Origin of the sequence: Kitasatospora sp. NPDC057936 (assembly GCF_042887525.1) — a bacterium.
In the GTDB taxonomy this organism is placed as follows: domain Bacteria; phylum Actinomycetota; class Actinomycetes; order Streptomycetales; family Streptomycetaceae; genus Kitasatospora.
This window is the reverse complement of record NZ_JBHVPD010000089.1, coordinates 1-25,250: the sequence shown is the minus strand read 5'-3', so window position 1 is coordinate 25,250 and position 25,250 is coordinate 1. Positions and strand designations below refer to the sequence as shown.

27 protein-coding genes and 2 pseudogenes are annotated in these 25,250 nt (G+C 70.3%); 14 read left to right on the top strand and 15 right to left on the bottom strand.

Annotation, left to right across the window (positions count from 1 at the left end; translation table 11 throughout):
- The gene (locus ACFVU9_RS34745) at nt 1–678 is read left to right on the top strand and encodes a response regulator transcription factor (protein WP_387600396.1); all 678 of its coding nucleotides are present in this window, start codon (nt 1–3) and stop codon (nt 676–678) included.
- Nucleotides 675–2,057, top strand: coding sequence for an ATP-binding protein (locus ACFVU9_RS34740; RefSeq protein ID WP_387600393.1), 1,383 nt, complete (start codon nt 675–677; stop codon nt 2,055–2,057). The genes ACFVU9_RS34745 and ACFVU9_RS34740 overlap by 4 nt, the downstream gene beginning before the upstream one ends.
- A gap of 132 nt (nt 2,058–2,189) precedes the next feature.
- On the opposite strand, the gene ACFVU9_RS34735 is transcribed toward ACFVU9_RS34740, so the two are convergent.
- The 3 genes from ACFVU9_RS34735 to ACFVU9_RS34725 all read right to left on the bottom strand — a co-directional run bounded on the left by ACFVU9_RS34735 (nt 2,190) and on the right by ACFVU9_RS34725 (nt 5,032).
- Nucleotides 2,190–2,555 (bottom strand): nuclear transport factor 2 family protein, encoded by a 366-nt coding sequence (locus ACFVU9_RS34735; RefSeq protein WP_387600390.1) that lies wholly within the window; start codon nt 2,553–2,555, stop codon nt 2,190–2,192.
- 181 nt (nt 2,556–2,736) lie between these two features.
- A complete protein-coding gene (locus tag ACFVU9_RS34730; protein ID WP_387600387.1) occupies nt 2,737–4,002 on the bottom strand; it encodes a M24 family metallopeptidase in 1,266 nt (421 codons plus the stop codon).
- Between the two features lie 4 nt (nt 4,003–4,006).
- The gene (locus ACFVU9_RS34725; protein ID WP_387600384.1) at nt 4,007–5,032 is read right to left on the bottom strand and encodes an NAD-dependent epimerase/dehydratase family protein; all 1,026 of its coding nucleotides are present in this window, start codon (nt 5,030–5,032) and stop codon (nt 4,007–4,009) included.
- Between the two features lie 56 nt (nt 5,033–5,088).
- Between ACFVU9_RS34725 and ACFVU9_RS34720 the strand changes: the two genes are divergently transcribed.
- The 3 genes from ACFVU9_RS34720 to ACFVU9_RS34710 all read left to right on the top strand — a co-directional run bounded on the left by ACFVU9_RS34720 (nt 5,089) and on the right by ACFVU9_RS34710 (nt 7,751).
- Nucleotides 5,089–5,556, top strand: a complete 468-nt coding sequence (locus ACFVU9_RS34720; RefSeq protein ID WP_387600380.1) for a MarR family winged helix-turn-helix transcriptional regulator — start codon at nt 5,089–5,091, stop codon at nt 5,554–5,556.
- A 1,211-nt stretch (nt 5,557–6,767) separates the two neighbouring features.
- A complete protein-coding gene (locus tag ACFVU9_RS34715; RefSeq protein ID WP_387600377.1) occupies nt 6,768–7,118 on the top strand; it encodes a helix-turn-helix domain-containing protein in 351 nt (116 codons plus the stop codon).
- 270 nt (nt 7,119–7,388) lie between these two features.
- Nucleotides 7,389–7,751 (top strand): hypothetical protein, encoded by a 363-nt coding sequence (locus tag ACFVU9_RS34710; protein ID WP_387600374.1) that lies wholly within the window; start codon nt 7,389–7,391, stop codon nt 7,749–7,751.
- Between the two features lie 108 nt (nt 7,752–7,859).
- Here ACFVU9_RS34710 and ACFVU9_RS34705 read toward each other — a convergent pair whose 3' ends face one another.
- Together ACFVU9_RS34705 and ACFVU9_RS34700 are read right to left on the bottom strand one after the other, a co-directional pair.
- Nucleotides 7,860–8,039 carry a hypothetical protein gene (locus ACFVU9_RS34705; protein WP_387600461.1) on the bottom strand — a complete coding sequence of 60 codons (180 nt, stop codon included), beginning with the start codon at nt 8,037–8,039 and terminating at the stop codon, nt 7,860–7,862.
- A gap of 77 nt (nt 8,040–8,116) precedes the next feature.
- The gene (locus ACFVU9_RS34700) at nt 8,117–8,986 is read right to left on the bottom strand and encodes an NAD-dependent epimerase/dehydratase family protein (protein ID WP_387600371.1); all 870 of its coding nucleotides are present in this window, start codon (nt 8,984–8,986) and stop codon (nt 8,117–8,119) included.
- Between the two features lie 86 nt (nt 8,987–9,072).
- Here ACFVU9_RS34700 and ACFVU9_RS34695 point away from each other — a divergent pair, with 86 nt between their 5' ends.
- On the top strand, nt 9,073–9,648 hold the full coding sequence (locus tag ACFVU9_RS34695) for a TetR/AcrR family transcriptional regulator (RefSeq protein WP_387600368.1): 576 nt from the start codon (nt 9,073–9,075) through the stop codon (nt 9,646–9,648).
- An 87-nt stretch (nt 9,649–9,735) separates the two neighbouring features.
- On the opposite strand, the gene ACFVU9_RS34690 is transcribed toward ACFVU9_RS34695, so the two are convergent.
- The 4 genes from ACFVU9_RS34690 to ACFVU9_RS34675 form a co-directional block, all read right to left on the bottom strand.
- Nucleotides 9,736–10,104 (bottom strand): hypothetical protein, encoded by a 369-nt coding sequence (locus ACFVU9_RS34690; RefSeq protein ID WP_387600458.1) that lies wholly within the window; start codon nt 10,102–10,104, stop codon nt 9,736–9,738.
- Between the two features lie 85 nt (nt 10,105–10,189).
- Nucleotides 10,190–10,585 carry a DUF2267 domain-containing protein gene (locus tag ACFVU9_RS34685; RefSeq protein ID WP_387600365.1) on the bottom strand — a complete coding sequence of 132 codons (396 nt, stop codon included), beginning with the start codon at nt 10,583–10,585 and terminating at the stop codon, nt 10,190–10,192.
- A 54-nt stretch (nt 10,586–10,639) separates the two neighbouring features.
- Nucleotides 10,640–11,044, bottom strand: a complete 405-nt coding sequence (locus ACFVU9_RS34680) for a DUF2267 domain-containing protein (RefSeq protein ID WP_387600362.1) — start codon at nt 11,042–11,044, stop codon at nt 10,640–10,642.
- A 130-nt stretch (nt 11,045–11,174) separates the two neighbouring features.
- Nucleotides 11,175–11,609 (bottom strand): Hsp20/alpha crystallin family protein, encoded by a 435-nt coding sequence (locus tag ACFVU9_RS34675; RefSeq protein ID WP_387600359.1) that lies wholly within the window; start codon nt 11,607–11,609, stop codon nt 11,175–11,177.
- Nucleotides 11,610–11,718: 109 nt separating this feature from the next.
- Here ACFVU9_RS34675 and ACFVU9_RS34670 point away from each other — a divergent pair, with 109 nt between their 5' ends.
- The 3 genes from ACFVU9_RS34670 to ACFVU9_RS34660 all read left to right on the top strand — a co-directional run bounded on the left by ACFVU9_RS34670 (nt 11,719) and on the right by ACFVU9_RS34660 (nt 13,352).
- Nucleotides 11,719–12,429, top strand: coding sequence for a hypothetical protein (locus tag ACFVU9_RS34670; protein ID WP_387600356.1), 711 nt, complete (start codon nt 11,719–11,721; stop codon nt 12,427–12,429).
- Nucleotides 12,404–12,682 (top strand): hypothetical protein, encoded by a 279-nt coding sequence (locus ACFVU9_RS34665; RefSeq protein ID WP_387600353.1) that lies wholly within the window; start codon nt 12,404–12,406, stop codon nt 12,680–12,682. The genes ACFVU9_RS34670 and ACFVU9_RS34665 overlap by 26 nt, the downstream gene beginning before the upstream one ends.
- Nucleotides 12,683–12,920: 238 nt before the next feature.
- Nucleotides 12,921–13,352 carry an Hsp20/alpha crystallin family protein gene (locus ACFVU9_RS34660; RefSeq protein ID WP_387600350.1) on the top strand — a complete coding sequence of 144 codons (432 nt, stop codon included), beginning with the start codon at nt 12,921–12,923 and terminating at the stop codon, nt 13,350–13,352.
- 193 nt (nt 13,353–13,545) lie between these two features.
- Here ACFVU9_RS34660 and ACFVU9_RS34655 read toward each other — a convergent pair.
- The 3 genes and pseudogenes from ACFVU9_RS34655 to ACFVU9_RS34645 all read right to left on the bottom strand — a co-directional run.
- Nucleotides 13,546–14,299, bottom strand: a pseudogene (locus tag ACFVU9_RS34655) (IS701 family transposase); the annotation flags it as partial.
- Between the two features lie 74 nt (nt 14,300–14,373).
- On the bottom strand, nt 14,374–16,167 hold the full coding sequence (gene ltrA, locus ACFVU9_RS34650) for a group II intron reverse transcriptase/maturase (protein WP_387600347.1): 1,794 nt from the start codon (nt 16,165–16,167) through the stop codon (nt 14,374–14,376).
- Between the two features lie 675 nt (nt 16,168–16,842).
- Nucleotides 16,843–17,247, bottom strand: a pseudogene (locus ACFVU9_RS34645) (transposase); the annotation flags it as partial.
- 288 nt (nt 17,248–17,535) lie between these two features.
- On the opposite strand from ACFVU9_RS34645, the gene ACFVU9_RS34640 reads away from it, so the two are divergent.
- Complete coding sequence (locus ACFVU9_RS34640) at nt 17,536–19,011, top strand: aminotransferase class I/II-fold pyridoxal phosphate-dependent enzyme (RefSeq protein WP_387600344.1); 1,476 nt, start codon at nt 17,536–17,538, stop codon at nt 19,009–19,011.
- Between the two features lie 5 nt (nt 19,012–19,016).
- Here ACFVU9_RS34640 and ACFVU9_RS34635 read toward each other — a convergent pair whose 3' ends face one another.
- A complete protein-coding gene (locus ACFVU9_RS34635) occupies nt 19,017–19,286 on the bottom strand; it encodes an SsgA family sporulation/cell division regulator (RefSeq protein WP_387600341.1) in 270 nt (89 codons plus the stop codon).
- 17 nt (nt 19,287–19,303) lie between these two features.
- Complete coding sequence (locus ACFVU9_RS34630) at nt 19,304–20,533, bottom strand: IS110 family transposase (protein WP_387600338.1); 1,230 nt, start codon at nt 20,531–20,533, stop codon at nt 19,304–19,306.
- Nucleotides 20,534–21,320: 787 nt separating this feature from the next.
- On the opposite strand from ACFVU9_RS34630, the gene ACFVU9_RS34625 reads away from it, so the two are divergent.
- Nucleotides 21,321–21,569 carry a hypothetical protein gene (locus ACFVU9_RS34625; protein WP_387600335.1) on the top strand — a complete coding sequence of 83 codons (249 nt, stop codon included), beginning with the start codon at nt 21,321–21,323 and terminating at the stop codon, nt 21,567–21,569.
- A 49-nt stretch (nt 21,570–21,618) separates the two neighbouring features.
- On the opposite strand, the gene ACFVU9_RS34620 is transcribed toward ACFVU9_RS34625, so the two are convergent.
- Entirely contained in the window at nt 21,619–22,788 is a 1,170-nt protein-coding gene (locus ACFVU9_RS34620) for a YbdK family carboxylate-amine ligase (RefSeq protein WP_387600332.1), read from the bottom strand.
- A 193-nt stretch (nt 22,789–22,981) separates the two neighbouring features.
- Here ACFVU9_RS34620 and ACFVU9_RS34615 point away from each other — a divergent pair, with 193 nt between their 5' ends.
- The 3 genes from ACFVU9_RS34615 (at nt 22,982) to ACFVU9_RS34605 (ending at nt 25,052) form a co-directional block, all read left to right on the top strand.
- Complete coding sequence (locus ACFVU9_RS34615) at nt 22,982–23,950, top strand: LLM class F420-dependent oxidoreductase (RefSeq protein ID WP_387600329.1); 969 nt, start codon at nt 22,982–22,984, stop codon at nt 23,948–23,950.
- Nucleotides 23,951–24,145: 195 nt separating this feature from the next.
- On the top strand, nt 24,146–24,490 hold the full coding sequence (locus ACFVU9_RS34610) for a hypothetical protein (protein ID WP_387600326.1): 345 nt from the start codon (nt 24,146–24,148) through the stop codon (nt 24,488–24,490).
- Between the two features lie 22 nt (nt 24,491–24,512).
- The gene (locus tag ACFVU9_RS34605) at nt 24,513–25,052 is read left to right on the top strand and encodes a DUF6328 family protein (RefSeq protein WP_387600323.1); all 540 of its coding nucleotides are present in this window, start codon (nt 24,513–24,515) and stop codon (nt 25,050–25,052) included.
- The last annotated feature ends 198 nt before the right edge of the window (nt 25,053–25,250 follow it).

Below are 25,250 nucleotides of genomic sequence, written 5' to 3'. Positions count from 1 at the left end.
ATGCGGGTGCTGGTGGTAGAGGACGAGCCGGACGTTGCCCAGGCCCTGGTCTGGGGCCTGGAGGCCGAGGGCTACGTGGTCGACGCGACGGGCAACGGCACGGACGGGCTGTGGATGGCGACTACGAGCGCCTACGACGTCATCGTGCTGGACGTGATGCTGCCCGGCCTGGACGGGTACCAGGTGGCCAAGCGCCTGCGCCAGCGCGAGCGCTGGACACCGATCCTGATGCTCACCGCCATGGACGACGACCTCGACCACGCCGAGGGGCTGGACTCCGGGGCGGACGACTACCTGTCCAAACCGTTCTCCTACCCCGTCCTCCTCGCGCACTTGCGCTCCCTGACCCGACGCACCCTCAGCGCCAGGCCGACGGTGCTCACCGCCGCCGGCCTGGCACTGGACCCCGCCGGACGCACCGTCACCCGCGACGGCGCGCCCTTGGACGTGACCGGCCGGGAGGCCGCCGTGCTGGAGTACCTGCTCCGGCACAAGGGCGCCGTCATCTCCAAGACCGAACTGCTGGAGCACTGCTGGGACGCCCACTTCGACGGCGACCCGGCGGTCGTCGAGGTCGTCGTGCACCGACTGCGCCGCAAGATCGAGAGACCGCAGGGGCCGGCCGTCATCTCGACCGTGCGCGGCAAGGGATACGTGATCAGGAGCGAGGAGCGATGATCGGGCTTGCGCACATCTGGCGAGGCCTGCTGCACCGGGCGAGCCCCCGCAGCCTGCGGACCCGGGTCACGGTCCTCGCGGGGCTCGCACTCACCGCGGCCGTCATGATCGGTCTCCTGGTGATGTACCTGCTCCAGGTCGACCAGGCCAAGCGCACCGTCGCCGGGCAACTGCGCACCTACGCCGTCCAGATCGAGCAGTCGGCGACCGGCTCGGTGCTCCCACAGCCGCTGCCCCCGTCGCTCCTCGACACCCAGGCCCAGGCCCAGGTTCTCGCGCCGGACGGGACCGTCATCGCCGCGACGCAGAATCTCGTCGGCAGGCCCGCGCTCTTCGCGCTCCCGGCCGACTCCGCCACCCCGGTCCGGCAGAAGGCCGCCGACGGCGTCCTGCCCAGCGAGGTCTCCGTCATCGGCGAGTACAGCGCGGTCGGCGGCCGACCGGTGTCCGTCATCACCGTGACCACCACCAACCAACGCGACCAGGTCAACGAGACCTTCGCCCGACTCCTCGTCATCGGCGTGCCGACCACGCTCCTGCTGGCGTGCGGCACCGTCTGGTGGGTGGTCGGCCGCGCGCTCCGGCCGGTGGAGCAGATCCGGCGCACCGCCACCGCCATCACCGCCGCCGACCTCTCCCAGCGCGTCCCGGAGCCCGGCACCGACGACGAGATCGGCAACCTGGCCCGCACCATGAACGACATGCTCACCCGCCTCGACGACTCCGCCGCCCGCCAGCGCCGCTTCGCCGCCGACGCCAGCCACGAGCTCCGCAGCCCCCTGACGGCCATCCGCACCGGCCTTGAGGTCGGCCTTGCGCACCCCGACCGCGCACCGTGGCCGGACATCGCCTCACGCGCCGCACGCCAGACCGAACGGCTCGAAGCCCTGATCTCCCAGCTGCTCGCCCTGGCCAAGGCCGACGCCGGACAACTGGCCGCACGTCAGCAAATCGTCGACCTGGGCGCGTTGCTCACCGAAATCCGGGCGACGACCGTGGTACCCAACCGGAAGTTCGAGATCGCCGTCCCGGCGCAAACCACGGCGACCGGCAATCCGCAGGACCTGTCACGACTGTTCCGCAACCTCATCGACAACGCCGCCCGCTACGCCCGAACGCGGGTGTCCGTTACCGCGAGGGTCGAACCGGACAGCGTCCGGGTCGAGATCAGCGACGACGGACCGGGAATCCCGGCCGAGGATCGCGAGCGCGTCTTCGACCGATTCGTCCGCCTCGACGCCAGCCGAGGGCGCAACAGCGGGTCCACCGGACTTGGGCTGGCCATCGCCAGGGAGATCGCCACGGCGCACGGAGCGACGATCGTGCTCACCGAGGCCGACGGCGGCGGCGCGTGCGCCGTCGTGACCCTGCCGCGCTGACGCGGTGCGCCACACCGCGGTCAGCGCGGCGTCATCGACCCGGGCGAGGGTCGGTCGTTGAGGGCCCCAGCCACGGCGCGACCGCAGGCCCCCACCCCTCTGACGCTATGACTGTGGTCTCGACATCCTTCGTTACCAGGCCGGGCCGTTCTTCTTGAAGAAGTCGATCAGCCCCTGCGTGTCGGACTGGTAGACGTCCACCTTGCTGATCGCGTGGCCCCTCACCTCGTACCGCTCGAATTGCTGATAGCGGATGGTCTCACCGCTGGCGTGTGCGGTGAAGACCGCGCTCCAGAGGCCGGCGAGCCGCTCGCCGTCCCCGAAGATCTCTCCCTCGACGAACTGCCACGTTGAGAACTGGTTCAGCCAGCCCGGAACCTTCTGGAAGAACTCGTCGCGGCTCGTGGTCGTCCCGCCGTACGGCAGTGCCGAGGGCTCGGTGATGACGACGTCGTCGGCGAGTGACGCGGCCAGCGCGGCCGGGTCCTGCGACTTCATCGCTTCGTAAAAGAATTGGATTACCGAGGCACTCATGGTCATCCCTTCGTTGAAGTTGACGCTGTGCATGGGGCGGCATCGCGTCTCGCGAAGGCCGCTGTGCGGGCTGCGGGGTCGCCCGAGCGCGTCGCCGCCTCCGGCGGGTTGCGTCTCGATGCTGCGGCTCCGGATCGAGCCGACGCTATGCGACCCGCAGTAGTTTTGCGGTCAGTGGGTTGAGCTCGACCGGCCCGTCCTCGCCGACGAGGACCGTTCCGCCGAGGGTGACCATGTGGTCGCCGATTCCGCAGCTCGACTCGAAGGCGAAGGACATTCCGGGTTCGAGGGTCAGGTCGGCCAACATCGCAGGCCGTGGGGGCGCTATCGGGTACCGGTCGCCGCCTTCGGCCTGGATGAGTCCCCCGGGGATGCGGCTGAAGGCGCCGTAGGGGTTCAGTCCGTGGATCTGAGGGCCCCGGAACCAGGCGCCGACTGCCTCGGCGGGCGCCAGCATGGCCTCGGAGACCTCCCCGAACGTCGCGCCCGCGCGGAGCACCGCCAGACCGGCGGCGTAGCACTCGCTCGCGATCCGGGCGGCGCGCTCGATCGTCCGGTGTACCTCGCCGATGGCGATTGCGGCCTGGTGCTGCGTCTGACGGCCGCCGAAGTTGCTGAAGATCTCCGTGGCGATCAGGTCGCCTTCCCGCAGGATGCGCGGTGGCTGCGGCCGGTAGCCCCACGCGGGCTGTCCGGATGCCGACGGTGCAGGGCCAGAGCAGAAGTGCATGTCGGGCGCGAGTGCGCCGTGCCGGTACGCGGTGGCCATGGCGGCGGCGTACACGTCAGCTTCGGAGACGCCCGGTGCGGCCGTGGCCACCATGGCCTCCGCCATCGCGTCGCCGATGCGGGCGGCATGACGCACCACGGCGATCTCCTCGTCGCTCAGCGGCATCATGAGGCGGGCGAACGCGTGCCCGACGTTACGGAAGTCGGCGCCGGGCAGCTGCTTCAGCACGGTGTCCCAGAACGGGTACGGGATGCGCCCTTCGGGATGCGCGGGAAGATACGGGTCGAGGCCCATGACCCCGATGGAGCCGTTGCCGAGCCCCAGGTCCTTCAATGCCCGGACGAGCTGGTGGGACTGCCGGCCGAGCCGCAGGTCGTGCGCGTCGAGCCACAGTTCGCCGCCTCTGTGCACTGCTTCTCGGTGGTCGAAGAGAAACGTCGGGATCGGCACGAGCGCCGTGGGTGTCCGGTCGCGGGGGAAGACGAGAAGGACGCCCGGCCGGTCATTGGTGAACCAGCTGTCGAAGGCGAAGGGTGCGGGTCCTGCGTCGCCTTCGCCGAACACGACCAGACCGTCGAGACCCTCTCCTGCCATGAAACTGCGAGCCAGGCTCCAGCGCCTGTCCCGCTCGGCCAGTGAGTAGACGGGAACGGAAGTGCGTTGCATCGGCGGGAGCTTCATGCTGCTACCCCTGTCGTGATTCGGCGATGAGCGCGATGGCGGTGTCGATGATCGTCTGTTCGGCGGGGCGGGGATGCCAGCCGAGCTGCGTGCGGGCCTTGCCGCTGTCGACGAGCCTGGTGCGGCCGAGCTCGGAACGCACCATCGCCAGCTGCGGGTTGCGCAGCGCGAGCAGCTTGACGACGAGGTCGGGCATGGCGCGCGTGGGCACCTTCGCGGCTTCGTCCGGGAGCTTCTCGCGCAGAATGCGGGAGATCTCCCGGTACCAAAGGAAGGTGCCCGAGCCGAGGTAGCGCTGGCCTGCGGCGGCCGGGCTGGTCATGGCGAGGATGTGGAGTTCGGCGATGTCGCGCACGTCGACGACGTTCCAGCCAATGTTCGGCACGGCGGGGATCTCCCGGGCGAGCAGGCGGCGGATGACCTCGACCGTTCCCGGCCTGTTCGCTGTGCCCAGCATCGGGCCCTGCATGAACGTCGGGAGGACGGCGGTCAGTTCGAGCCCGGTCGCGTCGGCGAGCTCCCACGCGTCGCGCTCGGCGAGGATCTTGGAATCGGGGTACGCGCGAAGCGGGGTGCCGGACGGCGCGGTCCATGCCGTCTCGGTCGCGGGCGTGTCCGGGGCGCCGGTGTCGGCCGTGACGCCGGACGAGGTGAACACGGCACGCCTGACCCCGGCACGCGCGGCGGCGCCCAACACGCGGCGGGTGCCCTCACGGGCGGTCGTGATCAGGTCCACGCCCGGACCGAACGGCATCGGCGAGGCCGTGTGCAGCACGTAGTCGACACCCGCGACCGCCTCGTCCCACCCGTCGTCGCCGAGGAGGTCGGCAGCCGCGAACTCGATGGTCCCGGCGGCCTGCCCGCCGGTCTGCTCACTCACCGCGTGGCGCACCTGCTGCGCCTTGTCGAGGCTGCGCACGGTGGTGCGCACCCGGTAGCCGCGCTGGAGCAGGCCCGCGATCACCCAGCCGGCCAGGTAGCCGGTTCCGCCCGTGACGAGCACCGTCCCGTTGAACAGGTCGTCAGCCATCTACTTCTCCAATATCATTGAGTTTCTCATTGATATTGGGAGCGTATCATGGCCGCATGACTGTGGGTAGTGACGAGGAGGTACCGGTGGCTCAGCGCGCGGACGTCGAGCGGAAGGCCGAGATCGTCCGCGTTCTCGTCGAGGTGGCGAACGCCGCGGACGGGGTTGTGGCCCAGGTGCTCGGCGAGTTCGGGGTCCCGACCTCCGTCACTGGCACGCTGTGGGCGCTCGCCCCGGGAACCGAGCCGCCGACGATGCGCGAGGTGGCGGCCCGCCTGCACTGCGACCCGTCCACGGTGAGTCTGGCCGCCGACAAGCTCCAGAGCATGGGACTCGTCGCCCGTCAGCCTCACCCCGCCGACGGCCGCAAGCGCACCCTGGTCCTCACCGAACAAGGGCACGAACTGTGGGAGGCGCTCAGGACGCGGCTGCACGCCTCCGGGCTGTTCGCCGGTCTCGACGCGCAGGAGCAGGACACCCTGCTCGCGCTGCTGACGAAAATGCGAAACCCGCACCGCCCATAGCCGAAGATCGCCCGCCCTGGGCCGGACGGCCCGGAGCGGGCGACGATGCCGGTATGACCGACTGCGGACCTGGCCCGCCCGCGCCTTCTGATCCGGAGGCACCGCGGGCTGTGCCCACTATCGGCGATCCGGCGGGCGGACGCGACGGGGCCGGGAATCAATGGCGTCGCGAAGGGCCGGCGGGTCGGTGAGGGTGACCTGTTCGGCGAAGCGGGTCAGCAGCCTGCGCAGGCTGCGTTGGTCCCGGTCGCGGACGGCTTCGGTGAGGGCGGCCACCAGCCACGCCCGCCCGTGCGGGTCGGGTGCGCCCGCCCCGCACGTGGCCTGTGGCTCTTCCGCCGCCCACCTCCGTCCGTGGTGCCTCTCGTTGCCCCGGGCTGGACCCTGAGGACCTCCCGTTTCACGGGGCGCAGACTACCTTCCTCTCGAACACCGAAAAATCTATGCTGGCTGGAGTAGACATTGCTCGTGGCTGTGGTTAGTGTTTCTCTCGTAGGCGCAGTCAAGGGATACCCGCCAGACACGAACTGGCGGGCGGAGGTACAGAAGTTCGCAGGTGGGCACGGCTGTGGGGTCCTGAAGCCGGGTTTGGTGCAGTAAGGCGACAGGATCGGCGGCCGGGCCGGGTGGCCCGCAGTGATCAGGGGCGACCGGTGAGCGGTACCGCGGTAGGTGCATTACCAGTAGGTGAAGTTGAGTCGAGCGGTACCAGCAGTCGCAGGATGCGGTATCCCGGTAAATGGCGCCAGGCTGCGGGCGCGCGTACTGGGAGTCCGGCAGTGGGGTTCCAAGCCAGGGAAAGTGCAGGACGGGCGACGGGGCTGGCTGTTGGACCAGGGGCCCGTCAGGGCCTTGGCACCATGTAGTTGAAGTTCAGCATTGCCGAGCAGTACCCGTGTGAGCAGTACCTAGCAGGTCGCAGAACCAGTAATTCAGTCCGTACAGAGGATGAACGGAGGGACAGAGCGCCATCAGGATCGCCCGGCCCGTGAAGACGTCACCCGGGCGGACACCGCAGACCCCCTTTTGAGTACGAGGACGGTGGTTTCCGGTCACGCATACGCGATCCCCGCACACCCCCACCGATGGGGAGTTGCGGAACAAGGAACCCGGCCCAGGCCGGTAGATGGTGTTGTTTCCCCTTCGGGGCCCCGGAGCCGCCTTGGCGCCGGGGCCCCTCGACGCGTTCCCCAGGAACCCAGAGAGGTGCAGTGACTACGACGACCGACAGGCCCCACACCCCCGACACGCTCGACGACGACGACTACCCCGCCTACACCATGGGCCGCGCCGCCGAGATGACCGGCACCACCGCCGGCTTCCTGCGCTCGCTCGGCGAGCAAGGCGTCATCACCCCGCTGCGCTCGGAGGGCGGCCACCGCCGCTACTCCCGCTACCAGCTGCGCATCGCGATGCGCGCCCGCGACCTCGTCGACCAGGGCACCTCCATCGACGCCGCCTGCCGCATCATCATCCTCGAAGACCAACTCGAAGAAGCCCTGCGCATCAACGACCAACTCCGCCGCTCCCAGCCCGGCCAGGAACCCGCCGCCGACACCTGACCCCGTTGCCCGCGCCCCGACGAGAGCGGCCCGCGGTGAGTGCCGGGCACTCACCGCACCCCGCCCGCGGCCTGCGGCGGACGACACCTGCCACCCTTGATCGCGGACCTGCCCGACGGGCGGGCACCGCGCCGCGGTCGGCCGGCCTCCGCGGCAGCGGGCACCGGCCGGAGCCCGGCGGCGTAGAGCTGCGACACTGCCCGCAGGCGTCACGGTCACTACCGTGGGGGGACTCCCGCACACCGACCGCCGTGTCTTAATCTGGGAGTCATGTCGAACCCTGACGGGCTGCTCGTCGACATCGCCGCGATGGTCGAGTCCGAGCACAGTAACCAGATGTCCTTGACCGTGGTGGTCCCCGGAGCGGTGATCACCGGCAGGCTCGCCCCGGTGTCCCTGTGGTGGGAGCGGGTGGCGGAGGTCCTCCAGGCCTCGGAGCACCTCAAGCCGTTCGCCGCCCTCTTCGCCCCGCCTGCCGACGGCCCGCCCGCGCGTCCCACCCACCTCCACCTGCACCGCGCGAAAATCCTGCAGGGTGACTTCGCGCTGCCCCACACCGGTGGCATGTACCGCATCTCCATCGAGGACATCAGCAGCTGGACCATCGGCGACCTCGGCTACTCCGACACCTGAGACGGTGAACAGGAAGCCGGTTCTGTTCACGAGAGCCGCACCTCGGTGGGTGGTTGTTCGATCTGGGTGAACGTGTGAAAGCCCAGCGCCCTGGTGCCGGCTGCGGACTCACGGGGTTGCCGGCTCCGGGCGGCTCCCGTGTGCTTCGCGGATGCAGGTGTCCAGGATGTCGATGGCCTGTTCGACGTCCTGCTGGGGGGCCGGCCATGGCCTGGAGGTGGAATCCGCGTCCCGGTGATCGCCCAGCTGGTGCAGGCCGACGAGGACACCGTCCGCGACGTGATTCACCGCGGTGGAGCCCTCGCCGAGCCCTGCCCTTACCACTCAAAGATCAGTTACGGGAGGACCCGTAGCCTCCTGGCGGCTCAGCGATCGAAGTAGAAGCCTGCGTCGAGGTCGGCGAACAAGGTGGGGTGCTCCGGCTCCCAGCTGAGCAGTTCGCGGGTCGCCTCGTTCGGCATCTTGACGTCGATGCCGATGAAGGGGAAGGCCTTGAAGTGCTCGGCTGCCTGCTCCGCCGACATGCTGACGGCCTTGACACCCAGGTGGCGGGCGACGGACTCGGCGATGGTACGGACCGGGACGCCGGCCTCGGTCGCGCCGGTGACCTGTGAGCCGGCCGGGGCCTTGTCCACTGCGAGCGCCCAGACACGGGCGACGTCGAGGGTGTGGCCCGCGGCCCAGGTGTTGGCGCCGTCACCGACGTAGCCGGCGACGCCGGTCTGGCGGGCGATCCGGAGGTACTGCGGGATGAACCCGTTCCGGTCGCGCTTGCTGTGCGTGACGTTCGGGACCGCGACCAGGACGGTGCGCACGCCGCGCTCGGTGTATCCGTGGATGGCGAGCGCGACCTTGGCACGGGGATTCCGGTGGTTCGTGAGGTCCTCGACGCTGCCCATGCCGATGCCGAGGAATGCCTTGCCGGTGCCGACGAGTTCGCCGCAGATCGCGTGGACAACCTCCTCGTCCTGCGCGGCGACCTCGGCGAAGCGGCCGGAGGCGATGCCCTCGTGCTGGAAGCCGAGGTGAACGACCGCGTCGGCGTGGCGGGTGGCCTCGCGCAGGCCGTCGAGGTCGGTCAGGTTTCCGCGGCGGGCCTCGGCGCCCATCGCCCTGACGGTCGCGGCCGCCTCGTCGGATCGGGCGAGGCCGATGACGTCGTGACCTGCGTGGATGAGCTCGGGAACGACGGCGGAGCCGATGTGGCCGCTGGCGCCGGTGACGAAGACACGCACGAGGATCTCCTCGGGAGGTGATGTGACTTGGTAACATCACGTTAGCACGGTGACGTTACCAAGTCACATCACCTAGGATTGCCTCCATGGCTAGATGGGAACCGAATGCACGGGAGCGGCTGGTCCGCGCTGCGGTCGAACTGTTCGCGGAGCAGGGATACGAGGCGACGACGATCAACGAGATCGCCGAGCGGGCCGGAGGGCTGACCAAGACCACGTTCTTCCGGCACTTCACCGACAAGCGCGAGGTGCTGTTCGCCGGGCAGGAGATCCACAATCGGATCACGGCCGAGGCGATCGCGGAGGCGCCCGAATCGGCCACGCCTCTGGAGATGGTCGGCCTGGCGCTGGACGGACTCGCGTCCTCGTTCACGGAGGACCGGCGCGACATCGGGCGGCGGCTTCGGGCGGTCATCGCGAACAGCGCGGAGCTGCAGGAGCGTTCCGCCTCCAAGCGGGCGGCGCTCTCCGAGGCGACGGCGCAGGCGCTTCGCACCCGCGGCGTCTCGGAACTCGTCGCCGATCTCGCGGCCGAACTGGGCACACGCGCGTTCTACGGCGCGTTCGACCGGTGGACGTCGTCGGCGGATCAGCGGACTCTGGTCGCGTACGCGCGAGAGGTGTTCGGCGAGTTGAGGACGGCTGTGTCCGTGCTCGAATAGCTTTCTAGTGCGGGAAGGTTCGCCGGTTGGGTGACGCGTTCGTCAGGCGGGTGGACGTGGGCCGGCGCTGGTGACTGTGCCGGCCCATCAGTCCGGTTGATCCGATTCGCGCCACTGGACTTCCGGGAGTCCGTGCGTGAGTTCATCGGCCTTCAGGCGGCATGCCGTCTGCGCGGTACCGGGCTCGGACGCGGGCGCGAGATCGTTGAGAGCGCCGTCGGCGATGCCCGAGGGGTCGGTGAAGTAGATCGCGTACCGCCACCTGTCGAGGCTCGGTGGAGCACGAGGGTCATCGGGATTCCGAAGCTGCGCCAGTACGGCTGCCGCTTGCTTGCCAGGTCCGCACGGTACTGGCTCTGGCGGGTTCACCACCGCGGTCGAGCAGCTGGGGACAGTGGACGTCCGCCCCACGTCGCGGACGGTGTCCTCGTCGGCCTGCACCAGCTGGGTGATCACCGGGACGCGGTTCCTGCGGGCCGAGGCCAGCAGCATCATCCAACCGCGGGAGCGACCAACCCGGCGAAGGTTGCCCGACGCGGCACTAGGCGGCGGCGGTGAGGTCGGCGCGGCCGTAGAGGAGTGCGTAGCCGTGGGGGAGTTGGGTCAGGACGCTGCTGGTCAGGGGTTCGCCGGTGAGGTCGGTGAGGGCGGTGAGGACGGCGCCGGTGTGCCGGCGGGCGGCGTCGGTGGTGGTGTCCAGGGTGGTGGCGATGGTGTCGACGAAGGTGTGGGCGTCCAGGGGCTGGGTGAGGGGGATCTGTGCGGCGAAGGTGGTGCGGCCGGGTTCGGGCAGGGCGGCGGCCAGGTCGCAGCGTTCCTCGCCGATGAGCTGGCTGCCGAGTGCGGCCAGGACGGCGCGCAGGACGCGTTCGGCTTCCTGGTCGGTGTCGTAGCGGCCGAGGTCGCGGACCTGCTGCAGGAGGTGGTGCCAGGTCATGGCGGGAGCCTTTCGGGTCTGTGGGGCCGCGCGGTGGCGGGGTGGCGTGGGTGGTCAGGGCCGGTGGCCGGGAGCTGGCCGACCGAACAGGAGGTCGTAGCCGGGGGGCAGTTGGAGCAGGATGCGTTCGGTGAGGTCGGTGCCGGCGGCGTCGGCGGCGGTGGACAGAACGGCGCCGATGTCCCACAGGGCGGTGGCTTCGGTGGCGCCTTCGATCCAGGCGGCGGTGGCGCGCACGAAGCGCTCAGGGTTGAGTGGTTCGGCGGCCTGCAGGGGGTTGAGCAGGATCAGGGCGAGGGTTTCGGGCAGGCGGGCCGCGAGCCCGGCGCGCACCTCGCCGACCAGGTGGGCGCCGAGCAGGGCCAGCACGACGCGGGCCGCTTGTTCGGCTTCCCGGGGTGTGTCGTATTCACCGCGTTCCTGGACCTCGGCCAGGAACGTCTCCCATCGAAGAGTCACCGCGGGTCTCCCTTCGCGTCTGGGGCTGTCGCGACCGGCCTGCGGCCCGAAGTGCCCGGTGCGGTCCGCCGGGGCCGTCCCGCACGGTCCGAGGGGGGATGGCAGTGCGGGACGGCGGTCCGGGAGCGGGTCAGGCGCGGATCTGCTTGCGGTCGCCGCCGTGGCTGATGGCGACCTTGCGGGGCTTGGCCTTCTCGGCGACCGGGATCTTCAGGGTCAGTACGCCGGCGTCGTAGTCGGCGCTGATGCCCTCGGGGTCGAGGGTGTCGGAGAGCATGACCTGGCGGGAGAAGATCCCCAGGGGGCGCTCGGACAGCTCCCACTTCACGTCCTCGCCCTCGTGGCGGGGACGGCGCTCGGCCTTGACGGTCAGCATGTTCCGCTCGACGTCGATGTCGATCGCCTGCGGGTCCACCCCGGGCAGGTCGAAGCAGATCATGTACTCGTCGCCGGCGCGGTAGGCGTCCAGCGGCATCGGGGTCGGACGCGACCAGGTGCCGGTGGCGGTGAGGAACTGCTGGGTGAGCCGGTCCAGCTCACGGAAGGGATCGGTGCGCATCAACATCGGGAACACCTCCGGTGGTTCGGGCAACAGGGCCAATGCGCTTCACCTGAAACCGTTCTAACATGTCATCCATCCGATGACAACAGCCCAGGTCGTCAGGAGAGTGACAATGACGCGTGACAGGCCCAAGCCGCCCCCGCCCGACGCCGCCCCGCCCGTCGGGCCCGCATCCCTCCTCGCGGCCGCCGAGGCACTGGCCGCCATCGGCGACGCCGTCCGCACCGCCCAGACCCAGGCCCCGCAGGACGGCGCCGCACCGGGCCCCGATCCGCAGGTCAGCCCCGAGCAGGCACTGGCCGCCTTGGTCATGCTGCGCGAACTGCGCACCGAGCTCGCCGGTTGGGAGGCGGGCCTCGTGGAGAGCGCCCGCGCCACCGGCGCCACCTGGGCCGACCTCGCCCGCCCCATGGGCGTCGCCAGCCGTCAGGCCGCCGAAACCCGCTACCTGCGCCTCAAGCCCCCCATCACGCCGCCCGAGGTGACCGGGGCGACCGAGACCGGAGCCGAGCGCGTCAAAGCCGTCCGCGACCACCGCGCCGCCGAGCGCACCGTCACCACCTGGGCCCGCGACAACGCCGCCGACCTGCGCGTCCTCGCCGCCCAGATCACCGCCCTCACCGACCTCCCCCCGCAGGCCCGCCGCGCGCAGGCCAACCTGCGCACCGCCCTCGCCACCCCGGACGCCGCCGACCTCATGACACCCCTCGCCGACGTGCGACCCCACCTCGATCCCGGCCACCCCGACCTCGCCACCCGCCTGGGCGCCCTCACAGCCCACACCGACCGGCTCCGCCATGACAGCAACCGCCGCCGCAGCTGATGCCGCCGCCGACGAACGCTGGCGGCAACTCCAAGACCAACTCGACACGGTCCGCGAACGCCTCCAAGCCGAGACGGGCGCCGCCATTGCCGCCATCGACACCTGCCTGGCCAGACTCACCGCCCTGCGCCAGGACCTCGCCGACCACCCCTGGACCCCGACGGTGGGATCCCCTGCCGCCGACGCTCCCGCCCACCCCGCAGGCGGCCCTGGCGGCCGGGACGACCCCCGCCTCCAGCCGCTCCCGCCATGAACGGGCACCGCGCGATCCGTCGTCCCCAACGACGACCCCGCCAAGGATCTCCGACCACCCCTGACCTGAGTCCTTACCGGGCCGCACGCACCCGGCCCGCCAAAGTTGAGCCCTGGCTTGTCAGGAAACATCTCGTGGCGCTATAACTTTTCCGTCGAGGTGCCCGGCAGAAACGAAGCCGGGAAGGCCCGGCCTGCGGGCACCCGTGACCGTTCACGACTGTGAGGAGCTGATCCCCTTGTTGATGCGCACCGACCCCCTTCGCGGCCTGCGCGACCTCGACCGGCTCACCCAGCAGCTGGTCGGCACCGTCTCCCAGCCCGCCGGCATGCCCCTGGTCGCCTACCGCGACGGCGAGGTCTTCGTACTGCGCCTGGACCTGCCGGGCATCGATCCGCAGAGCGTCGACCTGGACGTGGAGCGCAACGTCCTGACCGTTCGCGCCGAGCGCGCCACCCAGCTGCCCCAAGGCGCGGAAGTACTGGCGGACGAACGGGTCCTGGGCCGCTTCTCCCGCCAGGTGTTCCTGGGCGACGCACTGGACACCGACCGGATCGAGGCCGACTACGACCAGGGCGTCCTGAGCGTGCGCGTGCCGATCAGCGAGAAGGCCCGCCCCCGCAAGATCACCATCACCGCCAAGGGCGAACGCGAAGCCATCACCGCCTAATACTGCAACGGTGCTTACCGTGACGAGGCTTCAACTCTTGGGTTGTGGCCTCGTCTCTTGTAGTGGCTGGTCCGGGCCTGTTGTTGGCGTTTGCGTCGCCATCGGGACCAGTGCAGGGCGTGGTCGATGCTGCGGCGGACAGGCCGGGTGAGATGCGTGATCAGTCGGCGGATCTCGGGGACGGTGAGCGGGATCAGGTCTGGCGTTCGAGCAGGTCCGGCCCCCTTTCGAGGTGCTGGGCCCGGATCACGGTGAGGTAGGCGTGGGCGGCCATGGCGAGGGTGATGTGCCGGTACCACCCCGGGTGGCGTCGGACCTGGTAGTCGTCCAGGCCGCACTGGCCCTTCGCGGTCTGGAAGCACTCCTCAATCGCCCATCGGGCACCCGCGACGGCGATCAGCTCGTTGAGTGTGGCCCCGGCGGGCGCGTAGGCGATGTAGTTAGGCGACCTTCGCCGGGTCGGCGATGCTCCGGCGGGCCAGGACCCAATGCCTGCGGTCGTGGCGATGCCATGGCCGGACCTCGACGCGGGCCCAGTCGTAGACCCGCAGGCCGTGGGCACCCTCGCCGCACGAGCGGCGCTTCCACTTCTGGCGGGGCAGGTCGGCAACCAGCTCGTGCAGGCGATGGTCCAAGGCCCACCGGGTGACGACGGTGTCGTGGCTGGTGGTGGCCACGACGTGGAAGACGTCGGCCTGCTCCAGCTCGTAGCGCCAGCCCTTGCTGTAGCCGTAGCCGGCGTCCGCGGTCACCCACCGGAACGGGATCCCGTCGTCGATCGCACGGCGGACCATCGCCCTCGCGAGCTCGACCTTGGTGGCGAACTCCACCTCGTCGCCGATCCCCGCCGCCCTGCACCGATCACGGTCGTCCGTCCAGGACTTCGGCAGATAGAGCGCCCGGTCTATCAAGGTCCGGCCCAGCTCGCCGGAGTAGGCGAGAAAGAGTTGGGTAGCTCCGGCGCATTACTGCGCCGGAGCCCCCTCAGAACCGGGCATGCCCGTTTTCCGGGCACCACGGCTCAAGCAAGCCCTGGAGGCGTGCGGGCGTGCAGAGTTGATGTTGCGGGCTTGCTGCCAGCGGTGTTGAGCTGCTGACAGGTGGCGTGGACAAGGCGGAGTTGTGTTCCATCCGGCGTGCCGATCCCGTGGTGGGTGATCATCCGTGCGGTGATCGCCTGGCGGGTCGCCCGCAGCCATGTCTCCCACTGGGTGGGGTCCGCTGGCGGGCGTTCGGTGGGCAGCAGCGGCCTGCGGCAGATCTGGCAGCGGCCGTCCTGCGCGTTGAGCATGCGCAAGGTGGCGCGGTTGACCAGCGAAGGTGCGCTTCTGCGCCGTCGATCGGCCCAGTACTCGGTCAGGGCGGGGTCGTCCGGGGACGCCCCGTTCTGAACCATCTGGTGTCGGAGAATGCTCGTCCAGGCGAATTTCAGCAGGTAGGCGCCGCTGTGGCGGTCGCCGAACACCCACTGGTCCTGCCGGGACTTGTTGAACCGGCCGAAGTAGCGGGCGGTGACCCAGTGCCTCGACTTGTTCGGGTGGGCGCGAGTGGCCCACTTGTAGGCGAGCTTCCACATGTAGTCGTCCAGGGAGGCGAAGACCTCGCTGGAGACCACGTTCCGGTAGTAGGCCGCCCAACCCCGGATGATCGGGTTGAGCCGGTGCAGCACCGCCGCCGCGTTGGCCCCGTTCAGGGCGCGCACTTCGGTGCCGAGCCTGTCCCGGATCCGTCTGACGGCCTCGCGGCTGGGTTTGATCAGCAGCTTGCCGTGATAGCGGCGGACGGTGAACCCGAGAAAGTCAAAGCCCTGTTCGAGGTGGACGACACGCGTCTTCTCCTCGTTGAAGGCCAGACCCCGGGGCGCCAGCCACTGGGCGAGCCGTTCCTTGACCTGTTCGGCCTGTTCCCGCGAGTGGCACAGGGCGACAAGATCGTCGGCGTATCGAACCAGCAGTGGGGAGCCCGGCATCGTGTCGCCAGCGCGGCGGCCCGTCTGCCGGTACTGCACTCCCGCGGCCGTCTCCATTCCGTGGAGGGCGATGTTCAAGAGGACAGGGCTGATCACGCCGCCTTGAGGAGTTCCCTCCCCGGTCGGGGTGAGCCGGCCGTCCTCGACCACGCCGGCCTTCAGCCACCGCTCGACCGTTCCCCGGGCGGGGAAGGAGCCGAGCTGGGCGAGAAGGTGGGCGTGGTCGATCCGGTCGAACGCCGCCACCAGGTCCGCGTCCAGCGCCCACCGACGCAGGGCACTCTTACCCTTGGCCGTCCAGTAGATCGCCGCGATCGCATCCTGGCAGCTGCGGCCCGGCCGAAAGCCGTACGACTTCGGCTCGAACCGCGCTTCCCACTCGGGCTCCAGTGCTTGTGAGACACGGGCTTGCTGCACCCGGTCCACGACCACGGGAATGCCGAGCGGGCGCCTCTTGCCGCCTGCTTTGGGGATGTACACGCGCTTGACGGGTCGGGTCTGCCATGAGCCGGTGCGGTGCTGGACCCAGTGGGCCAGCTCCGCCTTGCCCCGGGAGGTCAGGACGACCTGCCCGTCGACGCCCGCCGTCTTGCGCCCCGCGTTGATCTCCGTCACCCGCCGCACGCTCACCAGCGTGTTGGCACGCGAACGGAGCATCAGTTTCTGCAGATTGCGGACCTTCTTGAGGTCCCCTGCCTGCGACGCCGTGAAGATCCGCTGTCGAAGACGCCGTACGTTCTCCTCCTCGGCGCGCCAGTCGATGGCGTCCCAATCGGGGAGAGAGCCCTCCGGTCCGTTCACCGCGCGGACCTGCGGCGTCGCAACAGCAGTCGCCTCGGTCCTCATGGTGTCCAACTTGCCCTTCGGTTCCGGAATCCTTGATCAGTCACGTTCTCCACGGGCTCACCCGGCCCACGTCAGCTCCCTTTCGGGATCGGGCATACGCCCATATCCGGTCAGTTATGCGGGGCTCGGCGGAGGAGCCGATGGTCTGCCCCGGTTTCCTGCTGCCTTTCGGCGCACTGGCGTTGGCTTCTTGGGCCGTCCTGTTCCCGCTGGGGAGTTGGGCCTTCCTTGCGGTCGGCTGACCAGGCGACAAGCCGCCTGGACCCCAACGGGGTTGTCACGTTCCACACGTGTGAGGTGCGACCGAGGTGGGCGCCCTCATTACCCCGGGACGGTGGTGTCCTCCCGGCCGACTCGGTGTCTGCGACCGGCACCTGCCGCTTCTCAGTGGCCAGTCCTACACCCCGCCACTGCATTCCACCTGCGGGGCTTGCCATCACGAGGCATCGTCGAGGGTTCATTCACATTCACCCGTCCGGTCTTCTCCTTGCCTGTGGCCTCCGAGTGGAGCGGAGGCCCTTGGGCTTCTTCCCGGAGCTTCGCACCCCGCCGTTACCAGCGACGCACGTCCCAGCGGAGACAGGCCATGGACACTGGCCCGGGGCTACGTCCTCGGCATCACGCCGATCCTCCTCTCAACGAGCCCACTCACTACGTGCGACTTCGTGTCGCACCGCCGACCTGGCAGTTCTCGGTCCGCCCGGCGGTGCCGGAGTACTGCCGCTGAACGCCGGCCGACCGCGTGCCCTTCTTCAGGAACCCGGTGTCGTCCACGATCAGCACACCGCCCGGATCCGCCAGGTGCTCAACGACGTACTCGCGCACGTCGTCGAGCACCCCGTCGGCGTCCCAGTCGATCCGGTTCAGCAGCCGCTGGATCCGGTCCGGGCCGCCGTGGCCGGCTTCCTCGGCCACCGTCCACCCGTTCTTGCGCTCCAACGGCGCCAGCAGGCCCCGCATGTAGGCCAGCGCAGACTCCCGCGACTCGCTCCGCGCAAACCGATGAGCAAACCGCTCGTGCAGCTCCACCAACCCGTCCGACCAGCGACGAGCATCTACCTCGGATATGTCCCCACCCATGAACAACCCAACGAGCGAACCCGACAACCGTCACGGTAAGCACCGTTGCAGTACTAGGAGGAGAACCCCGCACTCGTTGCTGGGGAGCCGGTCGATGCCCTCATGGACTGCCGAGAAGTGGAGGCGGTATTGGCTCTATTGGGAGAACCGACATGCGGACCAGGGGGACTCGGCGGCGCAATCTCACGCCATTTGCTGTGCTATGTCTTTGGGCCTGGGTCAGTCAAAGATCGCTTGCAGAGGTCGGAGCTCGCGTTTCTGGCCTTCGGCACGGGGCACACGCCGGTCATGGACCAGTCCCAGGCACCGGTGCTCGAAGCCCTCGCGGCGTTCCATGCCAACCCGCTTACGTGCTTCACGCCGCCAGGTCACAAACAGGGCCGCGGGACCGACCCGCGCGTGCTGGCCACGCTCGGCACCGACGTGTTCCGGGCGGACGTGCTTGCCACCGGAGGCTTGGATGACCGCACGGACTCCCGCCACATCCTTCAGCACGCCCAGACCCTGATGGCGGAGGCCGTCGGGGCAGAGCACACGTTCTTCTCCACCTGCGGCAGCTCCCTCTCGGTGAAAGCCGCGATGCTTTCGGTCGCCGGGCCGCACGAGGAAATCCTGGTGGGCCGTGATGCACACAAGTCCGTGATCGCCGGCCTCGTCCTCGCCGGCATCCGCCCGGTCTGGGTCGAACCGCAGTGGGACGTGCGGCTCCACCTGGCACACCCGCCATCCGCGGAGTCCTTCGCCGTCATGCTCGACCGCCATCCGGACGCACGCGGGGCGCTGGTCACCTCACCCACCCCGTACGGGACGTGCGCCGACCTGCTGGCCATCGCCGAGGTCTGCCACGCAGCCGGGAAGCCGCTGATCGTGGACGAGGCGTGGGGCGCCCACCTGCCTTTCCATCCGAACCTGCCGACCTGGGCGATGGACGCGGGCGCGGACGTCTGCGTCACCTCCGTCCACAAGATGGGCTCCGCCCTCGAACAGAGCTCGGTCTTCCACCTCCAAGGCGACCTGGTGGACCCGGCCGTCCTCAAGCAGCGCGAGGACCTGCTGGGCACCACCAGCCCCTCCGCCCTGATCTACGCGGCCCTGGACGGCTGGCGGCGCCAGATGGTCCAGCACGGCCGCACGCTCTACGACCACGCTCTCGACCTCGCCGCCGGTGTCCGCGAGCGTATCGAGGCGCTGGAGGGCCTGCACGTCCACGGCCGCGCGGACTTCTGCGCACCCGGCCTCGCCGCCGATCTCGACCCGCTCCAGGTCATCGTCGACATCTCCGAACTGGGCACCAGCGGATACCGCGCCGGGGACTGGCTGCGCTCCCACCACCAGATCACGCTCCACGTGTGCGACCACCGGCGCATCAGCGCCCAGCTCACCCACGCCGACGACTCCACGACCGCAGACACCCTGCTGCGGGGGCTGGCCGAACTGGTCCAGGCCGCGCCCGGCTTCCCGGCCGACCCGCCGGTACTGGTGCCCGACCCGCCGCAGCTTCGCCTGGAGCAGGCGATGCTGCCGCGCGACGCGTTCTTCGGCCCCACCGAGCAGGTCCCCATCGACGAGGCCCCGGGCCGCGTCGCGGCCGAGATGCTCACCCCTTACCCGCCCGGCATCCCGGCCGCCCTGCCCGGCGAGCGTCTCAACGAGGACGTCATCGACTACCTGCGCACCGGGCACGACGCCGGAATGCTCATCCCCGACTCCGCCGACCCCGACTTGCGCAGCGTGCGGGTCGTCGCCCGCGACGACGCGGCGTGAGGAGATCAGCCGTCGGCGCGCAGGCGCGCGAGGACCGTGTCGATGTCGAGGTGATCGCCTTCCGATCCTGCGGGTACCAGGGTGAAGGCGTCCGCGAGGAAGCCGGCCACGGCGCCCTGCGGGGCGCTGAGCACAGCGTGGCCGTCCGGTCCGTGGAGGCTGATCAGGACTTCGCCGGCGGGGCCGGGCCGGACTCTGACGTCTCCGCTGCCGGCCGGGGCGTGGCGGCCCTCGTTCAGCAGGTCGCGGCCGAAGTACCAGCACAGCTCAGACATCCCATGGCGTAGGGATGTCAAGCGGCGGTGGTGAGGGTTGCATGGTGTGACCACGCGGTGGCCTCGTCGTAGAGGGTGCGGGTCTTGAGGCATCCGTGGAGGATGCCGACGAGACGGTTGCCGAGCTGGCGCAGGGCGGGGTTGTAGCCGGCGTCGCGGGCGCGCTGTTTGTCGTGGTAGCGGCGGGCGCCGGGCGAGGTGCTGATGGCGGAGAACGCCTGCTTGTGCAGGGCGTCGGCGAGGCGGTGGTTTCGTGCGTGGCGGGAGTGGACGGCGTGGGTCCTGCCGGAGGCTCGGGTGATCGGGCTGGTGCCGGCGTAGTTCTTGCGGGCCTTGGCGGTGTCGTAGCGGGTCGGGTCGTCTCCGAACTCGGCGAGCACCCGGGCGCCGGTGATCTCGCCGATGCCGGGCATCGACAGGTAGATCTCAGCGTCCGGGTGCGCGCGAAAATGCGCGCTCACCTGCTCTTCCAGCATCTGTATCTGCTCGTTCAGGGCGAGCATCAGGTTCGCGTGGGCGGTGGCCGCCGCGGCGTAGGCGGCGGCGACCGGAGCCGCGACACCGAGCTGGGGCTCGCGCAGTGTGGCCTGGATCGCGGCGGCCCGCTGGTCCCGGTTGCGTCGGCGCTGACGGGCCAGCGCGGCGGTGATCTGGGTCTTCGTCAGCTTCGCCGCCTGGTCCGGGGTGGGCGCCTTGAGCAGCAGTTCCAGGGCGTCGCCACTGGTGAGCTCCAGACTCGCGTAGGCGTTCAGTGCGCCGGGGAAGTACTCGCGGAGCGTGTTGCGAAGCCGCTGGAAGGCGCGGGTGCGTTCCCAGATCAGGGTCTGGTGGGCGCGGGCGACGACCTTGATGGCCTCGGCCTGGTCGCTGTCGCCGGCGACGGGCCGCAGCTGAGCTCCGTCGATGCGGACCATGTCCGCCAGCGCGTGCGCGTCGCCCTTGTCGCTCTTGGCCCCCGAGGTGCCGTACCGCTCCTTGAACCGGGCCGCCTGGCGGGGGTTGACCGCATAGACGCGGTAGCCGGCGGCGATCAGGGCCTGCACCCACGGGCCCCGGTCGGTCTCGATGCAGACCGTCACCCGCCCGGGCTCCAGGTCCTCGCCGCCGTGGCGGGCGATGAGGGCGTGCAGCTTCGCGATGCCCTCGGCGCCCTCCGACAGCCGTGCGCTCGCCAGCTTTCGGCCCGTCTCGTTCTGCAGCTCCACGTCGTGGTGGTCTTCGGCCCAGTCGTCGCCGACGAACAGCACTGGTCTTCCCCAGTTCTCTTGGCTTCGGGTGGTACGCAGCCAGCGGAAGGCACGGCTCGCGTTCTAATGGATCAAGTGCTCACGCCCAACCTGCCTGGCGGGCACGCCATCCCATCAGCAGTCAGGCCCCCCGGCCGACCAGCAGGGGCACGGTCTGACCTCAGAGCTCACGATGGCTCCGAACAGAGAAGTGCTCACCTGCTGGCGGCTACGGGCCGTAGTCTCTCCTACTGCCCGACGGCGCCCATTAGAACCGATCGCGCAGCCGAGCGAGGCGGGCGCGAACACCAGGCAGGCCGCGTAGGGGAGTTCGGCGTCGAAGCGCAACTCGGCTTCGACCGGGGTGTCGGGCATCAGGCTGTCGGGGAACGTGACGGGCAGTCGGCGGACGGCGGACTTCAGTAATCCGATCACCTTCCTGAGGTGCGCCGACCCGGGCCGGGCGACGCTGCCAGCACCGCCTACCCCGGCATCTGTCCGCCAGTCACACCCGCGGGACTCTGCACAACTCCGTTGCCTTCGGGGCACGCTGGTCGTCGGATGTCCTCAGGACTGCTGGAAAGCAGCCCACGTGAGCGCTTCTGCGCCCTGCGCCAGGTTGTCGCGCGGACTGACACGGGTAAGTACTCGTCAGGCAGATCCGACAGGAGCCGCGGGCGAGTGGATCGCGCGGACCAGGGAGTGCTGCCATGCTCGGCTGATCACACCTCGCGCAAGGAGGGAGTCTGCTGATGCTTGCACTGTCCGCGCTGGAGCGGCGTCCGACCAGGTCATGGTGAGGGGCTGGGTGATCGGGGTCCTCGGTGAACCGGGCGGCGCGCTGAGGCTCCTGGTGATGCTCGGTGACGGCCGGAGGCTGGTGGCCGGGGAGCTGACGGACCAGGAGCATGCCGTCGGCGCCCAGGTCGCAGGGCGGTTGCGGGAGCCGCATCCGGGCCGCTCCGTGGTGCGTTGGCTGCAACCGGTGCTCGCCGTCCTCGTCGAGCTGGAGGCGGGCCAGGTGCGCCGGACTGCCTTGCCTGCAGCGGACGGCTGAGTATCCGCCCCTGCTTCTTCTGCTCCTCTGCCCGAGGGCGGCGCGCGGGTCACATGGGCGCGGCGATGCGCTCCAAGGCGGGGGAGTCGGGGCCCGGAACGGCAGTCGAAGGTCCGGCGGTGAGCCGGGCGAGGTCGTCGACCACGTCGGTCAGCGACTGGCGGCGGGAGAACACGGCCCGTTGCCGGTCGGCGCCGGTGCCGCCGGTCAGCCGAGCGTGCACAAGCACCCGGGCGGCCTCCAGGTCGCCCGCCGCGGCCAGGGCAGGAGCAGTGAGGTCGAACAGGTCGGCCACCAGGCGGCGCATGGGCAGGCGGTGCCCGGTGAACGGGTGGGTCCCGGTCGCGGCGAGGCCGCCGACCGCGGCTTGGCGATGGGCCTCGCGCAGGACCACCGTCGCCATGCGGGGCGGCGGGCTGCCGGCGCGGTGGTCGGCGAGGAAGGTGCCGGCCAGGGCGCGCAGCAGCATGGCCAGGAGGAGCGGGGTGTCGGGGTCCGCGTTGGTGTCGGCGATCCGCACCTCCAGGGTGGGGAGGTGCTCGGACGGCCGGGCATACCAGTAGAGCATCTTGCGGTCGAGGATCACCTGATCGGCGGTCAGCCGCCGCACGGTCCGCTCGTACCCTTCCGCGTCCAGGACCGGGGCGGGTCCGCAGGTGGGCCACGCCAGGTAGCGGCCGGCCCGGCTGCTCGCGGCACCGCGGTCGTGCCCCTCGCAGAACGGCGAGTTGACGCACAGCGCCTGGAGAACGGGCAGCCACGGGCGCAGGTGGGCGCTGACCGCCAGGGCGTCGGCGCGGCTGAGGTCACCCAGATGGACGTGCAGGCCGCAGATCTCACCGCCCACCTGGTCGGCCGCGCCGTCCACGTGAGCTGCGACCCGCCGGTAGCGATCCGTGGGAGTGAGCGCCAGCGGGTGGTCGCTGGCCACGACCGCGGTGCCGCTGGCCACCAGCAGACACCCGGCGCTCCCGGCCGCCTCGGCCATGACCCGGCGCGCACCCAGCAGCTCCGACCGCAGGCCCGCGGCGGTCGTCACGGGGCGCGTGCACGCCTCGACCTGGGTCGCCAGGAACTCGCGCTGCGCCCGGGGCCCCAAGGCGCGGGCGGCGTACGGCACCACGAGGTGAGCGCGGGGCACGGTCCGCCGCGTCACCGGGTCGACCAACAGGAACTCCTCCTCGACCCCGAACTTGAGGGCCTCCTCACGGCCGGTCATCTCCGGCGCCCCGTGACCGTGGCCGGCGGCTGGTGCCGGGCAGCATTGCGTTGGCAGAAGTCCTGAATCATGAGGCGACGCTCCCTTGTCGCCCTGCGTATGTCCCGCCCGAGCGGGCGGAAACGACGGAGGTGCTGCTCGTCGCTGACCGGGCTACCCGTGTGCAGGGCGACGCCCGGGGCAGACGCGGGCCATGGTGAAAATCGGATACACGATGATGACCGAGCAGCGCGGCCCGAGGGACCTGGTCGCGGACGTGGTGCGGGCGGAGCAGGCCGGGTTCGACTTCTCGGTGATCTCCGACCACTCCTTCCCCTGGCTGGACGAGCAGGGCCACGCCCCGTATGCGTGGGCGGTGCTCGGCGCCGCGGCGCAGGCCACCTCCCGCATCCCGCTCATGACCTATGTGACCTGCCCGACCTTCCGCTACCACCCGGTGGTGGTGGCGCAGAAGGCGGCCACGGTGCAGTTGCTCTCCCAGGGCCGCTTCCGGCTCGGTCTGGGTAGCGGCGAGAACCTCAACGAGCACGTCGTCGGCCGCGGCTGGCCTGCGGTGGCGGTGCGCCAGGCGATGCTCGACGAGGCCGTGCAGATCATCCGTGAGCTGTTCGACGGCGGGTATGTCAGCCGCAAGGGCCGGTACTTCGACGTCGAGGGTGCCCGGCTGTGGGATCTTCCCGACCAGCCACCACCGATCGGCATCGCCGTCTCGGGGCCGGACTCCTGCGAACTGGCGGGCTGGCTGGCGGACCTGGTGATCGCCGTGGAGCCGGACCCGGAGCTGGTCGGGGGCTTCGCGCAGCACGGCGGTGCCAGGAAGCCGGCGGTGGGCCAGCTGCCGGTGTGCTGGGGCACCGACCGGGACGCGGCCGTGCGACGGGCCCACGAGCAGTTCCGCTGGTTCGGCGGAGGCTGGAAGGTCAACGCCGAGCTGCCCGGCACGGCGGGCTTTGCCGCAGCGAGTCGCTTCGTCCGCCTTGAGGACGTGGCCGAGGCCATCCCCTGCGGTGACCGGGTCGAGGATTTCGTCGAAGCGGTCCGGCCGTTCGCCGACGCCGGGTTCGGCGAGGTCGCCCTTGTCCAGATCGGTGGCGACAGCCAGCCCGCGTTCCTCGACTGGGCCGAGACCACCCTGCTGCCCGCGCTGCGAGAAGCTTTGTGAACCCGCCCCACTCCCGTACAAGATGCCCGTTCCGTCCCTCCCCGCTCGCCGACACGGCGACCAGCGACACCCATGCTTGGCTTCCGGTACCGGTTCACCCGGTCGCCGACGTGCCACCGGGCACAGCCCGGCCGGTCCGCCGCTGGGCTGGCCCGTCCAGCGGCGGGCTCCGCTCCGCGGACGTAGGTTGCGGGCATGACCAGTGACGAGACGGCGGTCCCGGCCGTGGGGGTGCGCCGGCTGGACGAGGTGTTCGACGCGGTCGAGGCCGCGAACCGGAGCCCGCAGCCGTGGACCGCTTTCGACCACGGTGTCCTGGGCGCCTACCGGTGGGCCGTCGGGACTCAGGTCGCGGCACCGGTCACCGCCAGTGCCGCACTCGGCGCCGCCGGGCCCTGCCGGGCCCAGCTGCTGGCCGAATGCCAGGCCGCTGCGGTCAGCCTGCGCGAGGCCCTGGCCGCAGGCGCCGACAGTAGGGGCGCCCTGGGCGCCTACCAGGCGCTGGCGTGGCTGTGTGGCCACCACGACGACCGCCCCTGACCGGCCAACGGTGGAGGCTCTGATGGCGAACGACGGCTCCGCAGGCCGGCACGAGACCCCGCAGGAGCGGGCCGACCGCATGTGGGCCGACATGCTCCAGGAGGTGCGCGTGTGCCAGACCGGCGCGCAGATCCTGTTCGGCTTCCTCATCGGTGTCGCCTTCACCCCCCGCTTCGCCGCCCTGCCCGGCTTCGACAAGAACCTCTACACCGCCACCGTGATCCTCGGCGCCCTCGCCACCGGCGCCCTCATAGCCCCCGTGGCCTTCCACCGCCTCCTCGCCGGGCACGGTATGAAACCCGAGCTCATCCACGTCGCCGGCCACCTCATCACCACCGGGCTCATCACCCTCGCCCTGACCATCGCCGCCGCCCTCCTGCTCCTCCTGCGGACGGCGACCGGCAACCCGGCCGCCGCGTGGATCATCAGCGGCGCCGTCCTGCTGTGGTTCACCACCACGTGGCTCGTCCTGCCGCAGGTCGTACTGCGGCGCACCGCCGCGCGCCAGGCAGCCCCACGCGAGAACCCTCGCGCTGGAAGCGACGGCCAGCCGTCGTCCTGACACCCCGGACCGTGCGGACCTGCGCCGGGCCCGAGCGCCTGTGATCTGTGCCCGGTGGTCAATCACCTGCACCGATGTCCTGAGGCTGCCATCGGAGTGGCCGGGGGTCTGTACGGTCTTCGGTGTAACTCCCGATCAAGGAAGAACACCTGATGAGCGACGTGATCGTCTCTGCTGAGGCGGTTGAGGAAGTCCGGC

Bases quoted from the DNA above. Each gene is read 5' to 3' on its own strand.
- ACFVU9_RS34730 (WP_387600387.1), bottom strand. From the start codon at position 4,002: ATGAAGCTCCCGCCGATGCAACGCACTTCCGTTCCCGTCTACTCACTG.
- ACFVU9_RS34745 (WP_387600396.1), top strand. From the start codon at position 1: ATGCGGGTGCTGGTGGTAGAGGACGAGCCGGACGTTGCCCAGGCCCTG.
- ACFVU9_RS34695 (WP_387600368.1), top strand. From the start codon at position 9,073: ATGGCTAGATGGGAACCGAATGCACGGGAGCGGCTGGTCCGCGCTGCG.
- ACFVU9_RS34640 (WP_387600344.1), top strand. From the start codon at position 17,536: ATGGACCAGTCCCAGGCACCGGTGCTCGAAGCCCTCGCGGCGTTCCAT.
- ACFVU9_RS34725 (WP_387600384.1), bottom strand. From the start codon at position 5,032: ATGGCTGACGACCTGTTCAACGGGACGGTGCTCGTCACGGGCGGAACC.
- ACFVU9_RS34635 (WP_387600341.1), bottom strand. From the start codon at position 19,286: ATGTCTGAGCTGTGCTGGTACTTCGGCCGCGACCTGCTGAACGAGGGC.
- ACFVU9_RS34685 (WP_387600365.1), bottom strand. From the start codon at position 10,585: ATGACCTGGCACCACCTCCTGCAGCAGGTCCGCGACCTCGGCCGCTAC.
- ACFVU9_RS34605 (WP_387600323.1), top strand. From the start codon at position 24,513: ATGGCGAACGACGGCTCCGCAGGCCGGCACGAGACCCCGCAGGAGCGG.
- ACFVU9_RS34735 (WP_387600390.1), bottom strand. From the start codon at position 2,555: ATGAAGTCGCAGGACCCGGCCGCGCTGGCCGCGTCACTCGCCGACGAC.
- ACFVU9_RS34665 (WP_387600353.1), top strand. From the start codon at position 12,404: ATGACAGCAACCGCCGCCGCAGCTGATGCCGCCGCCGACGAACGCTGG.
- ACFVU9_RS34620 (WP_387600332.1), bottom strand. From the start codon at position 22,788: ATGACCGGCCGTGAGGAGGCCCTCAAGTTCGGGGTCGAGGAGGAGTTC.
- ACFVU9_RS34720 (WP_387600380.1), top strand. From the start codon at position 5,089: ATGACTGTGGGTAGTGACGAGGAGGTACCGGTGGCTCAGCGCGCGGAC.
- ltrA (WP_387600347.1), bottom strand. From the start codon at position 16,167: ATGAGGACCGAGGCGACTGCTGTTGCGACGCCGCAGGTCCGCGCGGTG.
- ACFVU9_RS34740 (WP_387600393.1), top strand. From the start codon at position 675: ATGATCGGGCTTGCGCACATCTGGCGAGGCCTGCTGCACCGGGCGAGC.
- ACFVU9_RS34610 (WP_387600326.1), top strand. From the start codon at position 24,146: ATGACCAGTGACGAGACGGCGGTCCCGGCCGTGGGGGTGCGCCGGCTG.
- ACFVU9_RS34710 (WP_387600374.1), top strand. From the start codon at position 7,389: ATGTCGAACCCTGACGGGCTGCTCGTCGACATCGCCGCGATGGTCGAG.
- ACFVU9_RS34670 (WP_387600356.1), top strand. From the start codon at position 11,719: ATGACGCGTGACAGGCCCAAGCCGCCCCCGCCCGACGCCGCCCCGCCC.
- ACFVU9_RS34675 (WP_387600359.1), bottom strand. From the start codon at position 11,609: ATGTTGATGCGCACCGATCCCTTCCGTGAGCTGGACCGGCTCACCCAG.
- ACFVU9_RS34615 (WP_387600329.1), top strand. From the start codon at position 22,982: ATGGTGAAAATCGGATACACGATGATGACCGAGCAGCGCGGCCCGAGG.